Annotated in this window: 10 protein-coding genes; 6 read left to right on the forward strand and 4 right to left on the reverse strand. The window is 33.8% G+C overall.

From position 1 onward, the window contains the following. Positions 1-76 precede the first annotated feature (76 nt). The 3 genes from gpmI to CFPG_RS03380 form a co-directional block, all read right to left on the reverse strand. Positions 77-1609, reverse strand: coding sequence for a 2,3-bisphosphoglycerate-independent phosphoglycerate mutase (gene gpmI / locus CFPG_RS03370; protein WP_012573604.1), 1533 nt, complete (start codon positions 1607-1609; stop codon positions 77-79). 217 nt (positions 1610-1826) lie between these two features. Next, the gene (gene gltA / locus CFPG_RS03375) at positions 1827-3311 is read right to left on the reverse strand and encodes an NADPH-dependent glutamate synthase (RefSeq protein ID WP_012573605.1); all 1485 of its coding nucleotides are present in this window, start codon (positions 3309-3311) and stop codon (positions 1827-1829) included. A gap of 28 nt (positions 3312-3339) precedes the next feature. Continuing rightward, positions 3340-4122 (reverse strand): sulfide/dihydroorotate dehydrogenase-like FAD/NAD-binding protein, encoded by a 783-nt coding sequence (locus CFPG_RS03380; RefSeq protein ID WP_012573606.1) that lies wholly within the window; start codon positions 4120-4122, stop codon positions 3340-3342. Positions 4123-4606: 484 nt separating this feature from the next. On the opposite strand from CFPG_RS03380, the gene miaA reads away from it, so the two are divergent. Further along, positions 4607-5530: a tRNA (adenosine(37)-N6)-dimethylallyltransferase MiaA gene (miaA, locus tag CFPG_RS03385; RefSeq protein ID WP_012573607.1), complete on the forward strand. Its 924-nt coding sequence runs from the start codon at positions 4607-4609 to the stop codon at positions 5528-5530. Here miaA and CFPG_RS03390 read toward each other — a convergent pair. Then, positions 5527-5967, reverse strand: coding sequence for a nucleoside deaminase (locus tag CFPG_RS03390; RefSeq protein WP_012573608.1), 441 nt, complete (start codon positions 5965-5967; stop codon positions 5527-5529). The two genes, miaA and CFPG_RS03390, sit on opposite strands and share 4 nt — an antisense overlap. 198 nt (positions 5968-6165) lie before the next feature. Between CFPG_RS03390 and rsfS the strand changes: the two genes are divergently transcribed. The 5 genes from rsfS to leuC all read left to right on the forward strand — a co-directional run bounded on the left by rsfS (position 6166) and on the right by leuC (position 12394). Further along, the gene (gene rsfS / locus CFPG_RS03395) at positions 6166-6534 is read left to right on the forward strand and encodes a ribosome silencing factor (RefSeq protein ID WP_012573609.1); all 369 of its coding nucleotides are present in this window, start codon (positions 6166-6168) and stop codon (positions 6532-6534) included. Then, the gene (gene ftsH, locus CFPG_RS03400) at positions 6531-8495 is read left to right on the forward strand and encodes an ATP-dependent zinc metalloprotease FtsH (RefSeq protein ID WP_012573610.1); all 1965 of its coding nucleotides are present in this window, start codon (positions 6531-6533) and stop codon (positions 8493-8495) included. Before rsfS ends, ftsH begins: the two co-directional genes overlap by 4 nt. 71 nt (positions 8496-8566) lie before the next feature. Next, the gene (locus CFPG_RS03405) at positions 8567-9451 is read left to right on the forward strand and encodes a phosphatidate cytidylyltransferase (RefSeq protein ID WP_012573611.1); all 885 of its coding nucleotides are present in this window, start codon (positions 8567-8569) and stop codon (positions 9449-9451) included. Between the two features lie 15 nt (positions 9452-9466). Then, positions 9467-10981 (forward strand): 2-isopropylmalate synthase, encoded by a 1515-nt coding sequence (locus tag CFPG_RS03410; RefSeq protein ID WP_012573612.1) that lies wholly within the window; start codon positions 9467-9469, stop codon positions 10979-10981. A 15-nt stretch (positions 10982-10996) separates the two neighbouring features. Further along, positions 10997-12394: a 3-isopropylmalate dehydratase large subunit gene (leuC, locus tag CFPG_RS03415; protein WP_012573613.1), complete on the forward strand. Its 1398-nt coding sequence runs from the start codon at positions 10997-10999 to the stop codon at positions 12392-12394. Positions 12395-12406 lie beyond the last annotated feature (12 nt).

Consider the following 12406-nt stretch of genomic DNA (forward strand, 5'->3'; position numbering starts at 1 on the left):
CCATTTTGTTCAACTATTCAAAAATATTTATGTGCAAAATGTTTTTTTATAATATGAAGTACCCTCGAATATATCGTCATTCTGTTTTTACCAAATTTTTTCCTGTCATCTCTTGAGGTTTTTTTAGACCCAAAATATGAAGAATAGAAGGAGCTACATCAGCTAATTTGCCTGATTCCACTATTGCATTTTTATTTTCGGATATAAAAATAAATGGTACTGGGTTTAGTGAATGAGCAGTGTTGGGAGTCCCATCGTTATTTAAAGCATAATCGGCATTTCCATGATCAGCAATTACAATGGAATTGTACCCATTAGATTTAGCAGTTTCAATAGTGTCTTTCAAGCATTCATCTACAACTATTACAGTTTTTTCAATAGCTTTATAAATACCTGTATGCCCAACCATATCACCATTGGCATAGTTGACCACAATAAAATCAAATTGTTGAGATTGAATAGATTCTATCAATCTATCCTTAATTTCGTAAGCTGACATTTCTGGCTTTAAATCGTAAGTAGCCACCTTAGGAGAATCTACCAGAATACGTTTTTCATTTTTATACGGCACTTCTCTACCTCCATTGAAAAAGAAAGTAACATGTGCGTATTTTTCTGTTTCTGCAATACGAAGTTGTTTTAATCCAGAATTAGAAAGAAATTCACCTAAAGTATTATTTAAATTTTCCTTATCAAAAAGAATATGGATATTCTTAAAAGTAGGATCATAAGGAGTCATTGTAAAGTATTGAAGATCAGGGATAGTTGTCATCCCTTGCTCAGGCATATCCTGCTGACTAAAGACAACGGTTAGTTCTTTGGCTCGATCATTCCGGTAATTAAAGAAAAGAACTACATCCCCTTTTTCTATCATAGCAACAGGCTTCCCTTTTTTTATACAAACAAGAGGTTTCATAAATTCGTCCGTTATACCTTCTAAATAGAATTGTTCTATAGATTTTATTAAATTTTCGGTAGGAGTTCCTATTCCCCTCACTAATAAATTATATGCTTCCCTTATTCTTTCCCAACGTTTATCTCTGTCCATAGCATAATAACGTCCTATAACAGACGCAATCTGTCCGGAAGTCTGCCGTAAATGAGCCTCTAATTTTTTAATAAATCCAATTCCACTTTTGGGATCTGTATCTCTTCCGTCTAAAAAGCAATGCACAAAAACTTTATATAAATCATAAAACTTGCTGATATCTATCAATTTGAATAAATGTCTCAAGCTACTATGAACTCCACCATTAGAAACTAGACCCATTAAGTGGACTTGCTTATTATTTTCTTTTGCATACGAATATGCTTTCTGGATGGAAAGATTTTCTAATATGGAATTATTCTGTATTGCAGTATTAATTCTTACCAAATCTTGATGAACTATACGTCCGGCACCGATATTTAGATGACCTACTTCCGAATTTCCCATTTGTCCAGAAGGTAAACCTACATCTTCGCCAGATGCTTGAAGTTGAGAATTAGGGTAATTTTCCAGCAAGTAATCCCAATAGGGAGTTGTTGTGCTGTATATCACATCCTTTTGAGTATGATCACCACATCCCCAACCATCAAGGATAACTAATAGCACTTTCTTTTTTGCCATTTGGATTTTTATTTATTCTAATAAAAAATTTTCTAATGCAGATTTAATGAAAAGTTCAATATTCTTACTTCAGATTATACTGTCCTATTTTTCTCTCTTCATTTTTGCTAATCCACAAATTGGTCTACTACATAAAATAGTAGAATAATTTCTTGTGAAATTAAATCAAAAATAAAAGACAGAAAATGGTAATTTATTGGTTACTAAAATATATAAATTAATTCTGTTTTATTTTTTCTAAATTAAAAGCTCTATGCATTGAGGATGCTGCCTTGCGTCCATCTCCCATTGCTAAAATTACAGTCGCACCACCCCTTATTATATCACCGCCAGCGTAAACATCGGATAAGTCAGTTTGCAAGGTGTCTTGGCGCACAGTAATTGTTCCCAATCTGCTTACATTCAGTCCTTTAAAGGAATTAGGAATAAGTGGATTTGGAGAAACACCAATAGCTACAATAACTACATCAACATCCAAAATTTTAGTTGAATTAGGAATTGCTGATGGTTTTCTTCTACCAGAAATATCTGGCTCTCCCAATATCATTCGTTGGAGCACTATTTGTTTTACTCGTCCCTTCTCGTTTCCGATATATTCAGTTGGATTGTAAAGGTTCATAAAAATAACTCCTTCTTCTTTGGCGTGTTTTACCTCTTCTATACGTGCTGGCATTTCCTCTTCCGAACGACGATAAATAATTATAGCTTTTTCTGCACCTAAGCGCCTAGCTGTTCTTACGGAATCTATCGCTGTATTTCCTCCACCAATAACTGCCACATTTTTACCTAAAAAAATGGGAGTATCGGCTTCTTTCCGATTAGCGCCCATTAAATTAACACGAGTCAAATATTCGTTAGAAGATAAAATTCCTGAAAGATTTTCTCCTGAGATATTCATAAAATTAGGTAATCCGGCACCTCCGGCGACAAAAATTCCTTTATAATCCTCATCATGCAAATCTTGATATGAAATTGTCTTACCAACAATTATATTTTTGATAAATCGAACACCCATTTTTTTTAGCACATTGATCTCTAAATCTACGATCCGATTGGGTAAACGAAATTCAGGTATACCATATTTTAACACACCACCTATTTCGTGCAAAGCTTCAAAGACGGTTATTTCATATCCTAATTTAGCCATATCTCCTGCAAAGGATAATCCCGCAGGACCTGAACCAACTACAGCGATTTTAATTCCATTATTCTTAGAAATTTCAGGAACAGATAATGAACTGTTTTCTCGTTCAAAATCGGAGGCAAATCGTTCCAAATAGCCAATAGCTACTGGCTCCCCTTTAGTTTTTAGATAAACACATTTACTTTCACATTGTTTCTCCTGAGGACAAACCCTACCACAAACTGCTGGCAGAGCAGAAGTTTGTTTTAATACCTTAGCAGCTTCTAATATATTGTTTCGCTCAATGTTTTTAATGAATTTTGGAATATTGATTTCTACAGGACAACCTGTTATACATTGTGGATCAAGGCAATCTAAACAACGTTTAGATTCCAACAATGCTTGTTCTAATGACAATCCTATATTTACCTCATCGTAATTATGGATTCTGTAGTTTGTATTCAGTTCTCTCATTTTAACGCGTTGAATACTAATGCGTTCTTTATTTTTCATACTCTTTTGTAAGCTTTCTCTCCAAGATTCCTTCCGTTGAGATCTTAAATATTCCTTATCAATCATAAATTATAATTTTTGGGCCTTGTATAATTTAATTGTAAGCGTTTAAACGCATTATCATTTCATCAAAATTAACCTTGTGAGCATCAAATTCAGGACCATCCACACATACAAATTTAGTTTCTCCTCCTACTGAAACTCGACACGCACCACACATTCCTGTTCCATCTACCATAATAGTATTCAAGGAAGCAACCGTAGGAATATCATACCTCTTTGTCAAAAGAGAAACAAACTTCATCATAATAGCGGGTCCAATTGTTATACATAAATCTATTTTTTCTTTCCTGATAATCGCTTCCACACCATTGGTTACAAGTCCTTTTGTTCCATATGAACCGTCATCTGTTATTATGATCACTTCATCCGAAAACTGCCTAATTTCTTTTTCCAAAATAATTAATTCTTTAGTTCGTGCAGCCAAAACAGTAGTTATTTTATTTCCTGCCTTTTTCATTGCTTCTACAATTGGTAGCATGGGAGCGGCTCCAACTCCTCCACAAGCACAAACAATCGACCCAAAATTGTCAATGTGAGTTGCTTTACCTAATGGACCCACCAGATCGGTAATTTTATCTCCTTTATTCAGAGCACAGATTTTTTTAGATGATTTCCCTACCTTCTGAATAACTATAGTAATTGTACCCTTTTGAACATTTGCACTTGCGACAGTCAATGGAATACGTTCTCCATTTTTACCTATTTTCACAATTACAAAATGTCCTGCTTTCCTCGTTTTAGCAATTAAAGGAGCTTCCACTTCCAACTTAACTACGTTTTCGGAGAGAATTTCTTTTTTGACAATTCTATTCATCTAGCGCAAATTAAATAATAAAAATCTTGCAAAAGTAAGTAAAAAATAGAGATTTAACTATAAATCTAGTATTGCTGTGTAATTTTATCTCAAATATTTTTTGATTAAATTCGATTGAAAGAGCTTATTTTTATATATACAGAGATGAAGCAGTTTTTTTCTTTGTATTGAAAGATTTGAAATCGATGTCGAGCTGATGTTAAGTTAACATATATTAGGAAACATAATTTGGACCGTTTTATAGAATTATAGAAAAAAGGAATTGAGGCGATAGATTTTCTTGTATTTTCTTGCGTTGCGATGGACAACACAAACATTCTTATTGAAAGAGTTGCCAATATTCATTTAAAAGAACGAATAGGGTTTCTTCCCGGAATCTAGAAAAGCTTCTGGGTTGAATTCTCCCATAGTACAAGGGTATAAGTAGCGAATGGAGATATAATTGTACTCGACCTCGCTTGTGTGAGAGAATAGAACTACACATATGAGAAGTTTAATAGTAGTGTTAGGTCCTACTGCCGTAGGCAAAACAAAGGTGGCTATCTTTTTAGCAAAATATTTTCAATCACCTATTATTTCTGTAGACTCCCGGCAGCTTTACAAAGAATTGCCTATTGGAACAGCAGCTCCTTCTATTGTAGAATTAAATCAAGTAAAACATTATTTTGTAGCCAGCCTTTCTGTTACCGATTATTATAATGCAAGCAAATTCGAAAAAGAAGCAATAGCTCTCATTTCCAATCTTCATCAGAAATATCAAACAATCATTGCCTGTGGAGGTTCTATGCTATATCTTGATGCTCTTTGCCGAGGTATAGATGAAATTCCAACAATAGATCCCAAGTTACGTATGAATATTCTTTCTGTCTACAGGAAAGAAGGAATAGATTCAATTCTCCGACAATTAAGGACTCATGACCCCACTTTTTATAATTTGGTAGATTTGAAAAATCATAAAAGAGTAATTCATGCTTTAGAAATTTGTTTGATGACAGGAAAACCTTATTCTCAACTTCGATGTGGAAATGTTAAAAAACGCTCATTCAATATCATCAAAATCGGGTTAAATAGAGAGCGTCAAGAATTATATAATAGAATTAGTATCCGTGTAGATAAAATGATAGAAAACGGACTTCTCGAAGAAGCCCGTAGAGTTTATCCTTATCATCATTTTAATTCTTTAAATACAGTTGGATATAAAGAACTTTTTCAATTTTTTGATGGAAAATACACTTTGGATTTTGCCATCGAAAAAATTAAACGAAATACAAGAATTTATTCTCGCAAACAAATAGCATGGTTTAAGAAAGACAAAGAAATCAATTGGTTTTATCCAAACAACATTGATGAATTTGAAACTAGCTGTTTACTTGATACCATTTCGCATAAATCCATTTTACTTACTTAATTCCTTTTATCTTTAAAGAATTTTTTCATTAAAAAACCAGATTCTTCTGCTAGTATTTTACTAGTAACTTTTGTTTTGGGATGTAAAATGAAAGGAGTTATCTTGTGGTACCCTCGCTTTTCATCTTTTATCCCATAAACAATACGTTTTATTTGAGCCCACGCTAAAGCTCCTGCACACATCGGACAGGGTTCGACCGTGACATAAAGCACACAGTTTGTTAAATACTTTCCTCCTAAAGCTATTGATGCAGCGGTAATTGCCTGCATTTCTGCATGTGCTGTTGTATCATTAAGCGTTTCTGTAAGGTTGTGAGAACGAGCAATAATTCGTTTATCTGACACAATCACTGCCCCAATGGGGACTTCTGCTTTTTCGAAAGCTTTTTGGGCTTCCAACAAAGCCTGTTTCATATAATATTCATCCTCTTGTAACATTGTTATCTATTCCAGTTTAGTTAATTAACTAAAATCTGTTGTTGAACAATTATTAATGGAACGGAGTTTTTTGTTTAAAATAGAGCCTTCACCTCCAAGATAATTCAAAAAAACAGATAAATAGCACTTTGGATTTGTTTTTTTATTAAGGCAAAAAAAGTTTTACTTTTACAGATTCTCTAATTAATTTTTTTTGAAATGGATGAAAAAGACAACTCTTTAATAAAAATAAATATAATTTTAAAAGCGTTAAAAAATAAAAAAGGCAAAAAAATCACTGTTCTAGATTTAACTAAACTTGAAAATTCTATTTGTGAATATCTCATTATAGCTCAAGGGAATATACCAAATCAAGTGTTAGCATTATGCGATTCTGTATGGAATTTAGTTTATAGCTGCTTACAAGAGAGGCCATTGGGTGCTGTAGGAATGAAAGAGGCAAAGTGGATAGTGACAGACTACGGGACAATAATGTTGCATTTATTTATCCCTGAGTTTAGGGTATATTACGATTTAGAAAATCTATGGGCTAATGCCAATATAATAGAAATCCCCGATATGTTATGAGCAAGAAAAAGAATAATAATATATTTTCAGATAATAAAAAGCCTATTAGATTTGGAATAAATTGGGTGTTTGTTTTAATGTTGGCCGTATTTATTTACATCTTTTTCTCCAATCGTAATGCATCCAATAACAAAGATGTTAATTGGAGTGAATTTCAACAACTTACTCAACAGAATTCTTTTAGTAAGATGATAGTCAATTTGCATGATAACAAAGTAACGGCTAAAATCAAAAAAGAAAAGATTGCTAGTATTTTAGGTACGGATGCTTTTCCTCGTTCATATTTATTTTGTAGCACAGAGGGTACTGTTTCTACAACAGTCCCCTCTACGGAATTTGCTAATTTTTACAAAGAGACAGCTTCACGATATACTATTGATGCTACAGTAGAATATAACGAAGGGCACAATTTATTATGGTATTTGCTTGGAAATCTTCTACCGGTTCTTTTTTTTGCATGTATTTGGGTATTCATTATGAAGAGAATGTCTGGAGGAGGAGGGGGAATATTTAATGTAGTTAAGAACAAAGCACAAGTCTATGATAAAAGTTCCCCCAATTCTAAAAAAATTACATTCAGAGATGTGGCAGGATTGTCAGAAGCTAAACAGGAAGTAGAGGAAATTGTAGATTTTTTAAAAAATTCTAATAAATATACTGGTTTGGGAGCAAAAATTCCGAAAGGAGTTTTGTTAGTTGGTCCTCCTGGAACAGGAAAAACACTTTTAGCAAAAGCTGTGGCAGGGGAAGCTGATGTCCCGTTTTTTTCTATATCAGGTTCTGATTTTGTAGAAATGTTTGTAGGAGTAGGTGCTTCGCGCGTTCGAGATTTATTTCATCAGGCTAAAGAGAAGTATCCTTGTATCATTTTCATTGATGAAATAGATGCTGTCGGGAGAGCTCGCGGGAAAAATCCAATTATGGGTACTAATGATGAACGAGAAAATACATTGAACCAATTATTGACTGAAATGGATGGATTTGGTTCAAATAGTGGTGTGATTGTCTTAGCAGCAACAAATCGTGTGGATATTTTGGATAAAGCATTATTACGTGCTGGTCGTTTTGATAGACAAATCAATGTAGAATTACCAGAATTAAATGATCGCAAAGAAATATTTGCAGTTCATTTACAAGATATTAAAACGGATAGTTCAGTAAATATGGATTTTTTGGCTCGTCAATCGCCCGGATTTTCGGGAGCAGATATTGCTAATGTTTGCAATGAAGCTGCCCTAATTGCTGCTCGCAATGGAAAAGAATCAGTCCAAAAAGAGGATTTTACAAATGCTATAGACCGTATCATTGGAGGGTTAGAAAAAAGATCAAAGGTAACAACTGTTGAAGAACGTAAAACAATTGCTTTACATGAGGCAGGCCATGCTTCCTTGAGTTGGATGTTAGAATACGCTAATCCTTTAGTAAAGGTGACTATTGTTCCACGAGGCAAGGCTTTGGGAGCAGCTTGGTATATGCCAGAAGAACGACAAATCACTACTTATCAACAATTACAAGATGAATTATGTGCTACTTTAGGTGGAAGAGCTGCTGAAGAATTGTTTTTGAAGAAGATCTCGACTGGTGCTGCCAATGATTTGGAACGAATAACGAAACAAGCATACGCTATGGTTGTTTACTATGGGATGAGTGAACTTTTGCCAAATTTGAATTACTATGATGCCACAGGTCAAGATTGGGGATTTCATAAACCTTATAGTGATGACACTGCCCGTATGATAGATAAAGAGGTACAACGAATAGTAGAAGAGCAGTACAAGAGAGCAAAAACAATTCTTACGGAATATAGCAAGCAACATCAACAATTAACAGATATTTTATTGGAACGAGAAGTAATTTATGCTGATGATTTGGAGCAAGTATTTGGGAAACGAAAATGGTTGTCTCGATCACAAGAAATATTAGAAAAACAAAATGCTCTAGATCAAAAAAATTGTAGTTGATACAAAGAGGTGAAATTTATAAATACTAAAATGGGCTAATACTTTTTTTTGGAAAAAACAAGAAGTATCTAATGAAAAATTTTTTTATAAGAGTTATTTCTAGTATTGTTTACGTTTTTTTTATAATACTGGGTATTTGGTATTCTTACACTTTTTTTATTGTATTTTCCATAATGATTTTTCTTTGCTTACATGAATTTTACGGATTGATTAATGCAAAGCAAAAAATTGACATTCACTATTTGCATTGTCTAGGAGGCGTATTATTGTTTATTGTTACTTATTTTTATACCTCTGGGGTCTTCCCTTATTCTCATATATTCCTACTTTATTTGCTCTATATTGTGTTTGTATTTGTTTCAGAATTATACAAAAAACATCAAGATTCTATTATACACGCAACATTCATTTTATTTGGGCAATGTTATGTAGCCCTTCCTATATCATTACTAAATACTGTAGCTTTCATCAACAATTTTTACTATAGAGAGTTATTGTTAGCTTTATTTATATTCATTTGGATAAATGATGCTTCTGCCTACATTATAGGAACTAATTTTGGGAAACACCAATTATCCAAGCATATCTCTCCTAAAAAGTCATGGGAAGGATTTGTGGGAGGGCTCATTTTTACTCTCCTTGCCTCTTCCTTGTTTTTTACTTATTACTTTTCAAAAACTTCTCTCTATCAAAAAATTCCTCTCTATCATTGGATAGGGATGGGTATAGTCATAGTTGTGTTTAGTACATGGGGTGATCTAATAGAATCCCTCTTGAAACGTACTTGGAAAATAAAAGATTCGGGACTTGCTATACCTGGACATGGAGGATTCCTTGATCGTTTTGATAGTTTATTTTTTGCCGTTTATGCTTTACTTTTTTATATAAAATGGTGTACTGTATTCGAAAACGGTCACATAATTGTTTTGAAAAAATTATTTTTACCTTTGTTTTGAAACAAATTCTATGTAATGGCTAAGCAGTTAAACGAAAAAAATAGTGTATTCATTTTTGATACTACTTTGCGAGATGGAGAGCAAGTTCCTGGTTGTCAATTGAATACAATTGAAAAAATTCAGGTTGCACAATCTTTAGAGAGCCTTGGAGTAGATATCATTGAAGCAGGATTTCCAATTTCCAGTCCTGGAGATTTTAATTCAGTAATAGAAATTTCAAAATCTGTAACATGGACTATAATATGTGCGTTGACTCGTGCAATAGAAAAGGATATTGACATAGCTGCCGAATCGCTCCAATATGCAAAAAGAAAGAGAATTCATACCGGAATAGGCACATCTCCTTATCACATTAAATATAAGTTCAATTCGACGCAAGACGAAATTTTAGAAAGAGCAGTGGCATCTGTAAAATATGCTAAAAAATACGTTGAAGATATTGAATTCTATTGTGAAGATGCAGGAAGGACAGACAATGTTTATTTAGCAAGGATAGTTGAAGCTGTTATTAAGGCTGGTGCAAAAGTAGTAAATATTCCAGATACTACAGGATATTGTCTTCCTGAAGAATATGGGGCAAAAATCAAATTTCTGATGGATAATGTAAAAGGTATCCAAAATGTTATTCTTTCCACTCATTGCCATAATGATTTGGGGATGGCAACAGCTAATACTATATCAGGAATTATAAATGGGGCCCGTCAAGTGGAGGTAACCATAAATGGTATAGGAGAGCGGGCTGGTAATACTTCTTTGGAAGAAGTAGTAATGATTATTAAGAGCCATAAAGAGTTGAATATAGGAACTAATATTAATACAAAGCATATTTATCCTATCAGTCGCATGATTTCTAGCTTGATGAATATGCCTGTTCAACCTAACAAAGCTATTGTTGGGAGGAATGCTTTTGCCCATTCTTCAGGTATTCATCAAGATGGTATATTAAAAAATCGTGAAAACTACGAAATCATAGATCCGAAAGATATAGGAATTGATAATAATATTATTGCTTTGACCGCCAGGAGTGGGCGTGCTGCATTAAAGTATCGATTGAATATTTTGGGAATTGAATTGTCTCAAAAAAAATTGGATGACATTTATGAAGAATTTCTCAAATTAGCTGATTATAAAAAAAATATTAATGACGATGATATATTGATGCTTGCTGGCAAAGATCGAACTGAATCGAATCGGATAAGATTAGAATATTTGCAAGTTACATCCGGGGTGGGTATTTTACCGGTGGCTTCTATTTGCCTGAATATTGCAGGTGAAAAATTTGAAGCTGCTGCTTCAGGGAATGGACCTGTAGATGCAGCTATTAGAGCGGTAAAGCAGATTATTCACAGGCAAATGGTTATTCAAGAGTTTTTGATCCAAGCTATAAATAAAGGCAGTAACGATGTGGGGAAAGTCCATATGCAAGTAAAATACAATGATGTTAATTACTATGGTTTTGCAGCCAATACTGATATTGTTGCTGCTTCAGTAGAAGCGTTTATAGATGCGATAAATAAATTTGTAGAATAATTAAAATATTATTTTATGGGACAGACTTTGTTTGAGAAAATTTGGAATAGGCATATCGTAACTACTGTAGAAGATGGCCCTACACAATTATATATAGATAGAATGTATTGTCATGAGGTAACTAGTCCGCAAGCGTTTGAAGGATTGAGAAAGAGAGGATTGAAAGTTTTTCGTCCACAACGAATTACTTGTATACCTGACCATAACGTCCCAACTCAAAATCAAAATCTACCTATTCAAGATCCTGTTTCAAGGAAACAAGTAGATATTTTAGATAAAAATGCTAAAGAATTTGGAGTTAATTATTATCCAATAGGACATGTTTCTAATGGTATTATACATGTAGTTGGTCCTGAAACAGGGTTGTCTTTACCTGGGATGACTATAGTATGTGGAGATTCCCATACTTCTACACATGGTGCACTGGGGGCAATAGCTTTTGGTATTGGGACAAGTGAAGTGGAAATGGTTTTAGCTACACAATGTATTCTTCAAATTCGTCCCAAAACCATGCGAATTACAGTAAGAGGACGATTAAAACCAAGTGTTAGTGCTAAGGATATATCATTATATATTATTTCCCAAATGAACACTGGAGGTGCAACTGGATATTTTATAGAATATGCGGGAGAAGCAATTGAAAGTCTTTCAATGGAAAGTCGCCTGACACTTTGTAATCTTTCTATCGAAATGGGAGCAAGAGGAGGAATAATTGCTCCAGATGAGACAACATTTGAATATATCAAAAATTGTGAATTTGCTCCAAAAGGGAAAGATTGGAGCAAATTTTTAGCTTATTGGCAAACATTGAAAAGTGATGTGAATGCCTCCTTCAATAAGGAAGTTATTTTTGATGCAGCTAACATTGAACCTATGATAACTTATGGAACGAATCCTGGAATGAGTATGAATATCAATGATGTTATTCCCACAATAGAAAATATTGAAGAAACAAGCCAAATTTCTTTCTTAAAAGCGTTGAAGTATATGGGGTTTAAACCAGGGGAAAAAATTGTAGGAAAACCTATCGATTATATATTTTTGGGAAGTTGTACCAATGGAAGAATAGAAGATTTCAGAATCTTTGCTAACTTCGTGAGAGGGAAGAGAAAGGCAGACAGTATTATTGCATGGCTTGTTCCTGGTTCGCAAAAAGTAGATAGACAGATTAGAGAAGAAAGATTAGATAAAATTTTGAAAGATGCTGGATTTGAAATTCGTCAGCCAGGGTGTTCTGCTTGTTTATCTATGAATGAGGATAAAATTCCAGCAGGCAAGTATGTCGTATCTACTTCTAATCGTAACTTTGAAGGTAGACAAGGACCCGGGGCAAGAACGATTTTATCTGGAGTATTGATCGCTGCTGCTTCAGCTATAACAGGGGAAATAACGGACCCGAGAACAATTTGTTAAAAATACATAATG

The organism is Candidatus Azobacteroides pseudotrichonymphae genomovar. CFP2, assembly GCF_000010645.1.
GTDB classification, from domain to species: Bacteria; Bacteroidota; Bacteroidia; order Bacteroidales; family Azobacteroidaceae; genus Azobacteroides; species Azobacteroides pseudotrichonymphae.

Excerpts from the sequence above, each read along its gene's own strand:
- miaA (WP_012573607.1), top strand. The coding sequence starts at position 4,607 with ATGAGAAGTTTAATAGTAGTGTTAGGTCCTACTGCCGTAGGCAAAACA.
- CFPG_RS03410 (WP_012573612.1), top strand. The coding sequence starts at position 9,467 with ATGGCTAAGCAGTTAAACGAAAAAAATAGTGTATTCATTTTTGATACT.
- CFPG_RS03380 (WP_012573606.1), bottom strand. The coding sequence starts at position 4,122 with ATGAATAGAATTGTCAAAAAAGAAATTCTCTCCGAAAACGTAGTTAAG.
- CFPG_RS03405 (WP_012573611.1), top strand. The coding sequence starts at position 8,567 with ATGAAAAATTTTTTTATAAGAGTTATTTCTAGTATTGTTTACGTTTTT.
- CFPG_RS03390 (WP_012573608.1), bottom strand. The coding sequence starts at position 5,967 with ATGTTACAAGAGGATGAATATTATATGAAACAGGCTTTGTTGGAAGCC.
- gpmI (WP_012573604.1), bottom strand. The coding sequence starts at position 1,609 with ATGGCAAAAAAGAAAGTGCTATTAGTTATCCTTGATGGTTGGGGATGT.
- leuC (WP_012573613.1), top strand. The coding sequence starts at position 10,997 with ATGGGACAGACTTTGTTTGAGAAAATTTGGAATAGGCATATCGTAACT.
- ftsH (WP_012573610.1), top strand. The coding sequence starts at position 6,531 with ATGAGCAAGAAAAAGAATAATAATATATTTTCAGATAATAAAAAGCCT.
- rsfS (WP_012573609.1), top strand. The coding sequence starts at position 6,166 with ATGGATGAAAAAGACAACTCTTTAATAAAAATAAATATAATTTTAAAA.
- gltA (WP_012573605.1), bottom strand. The coding sequence starts at position 3,311 with ATGATTGATAAGGAATATTTAAGATCTCAACGGAAGGAATCTTGGAGA.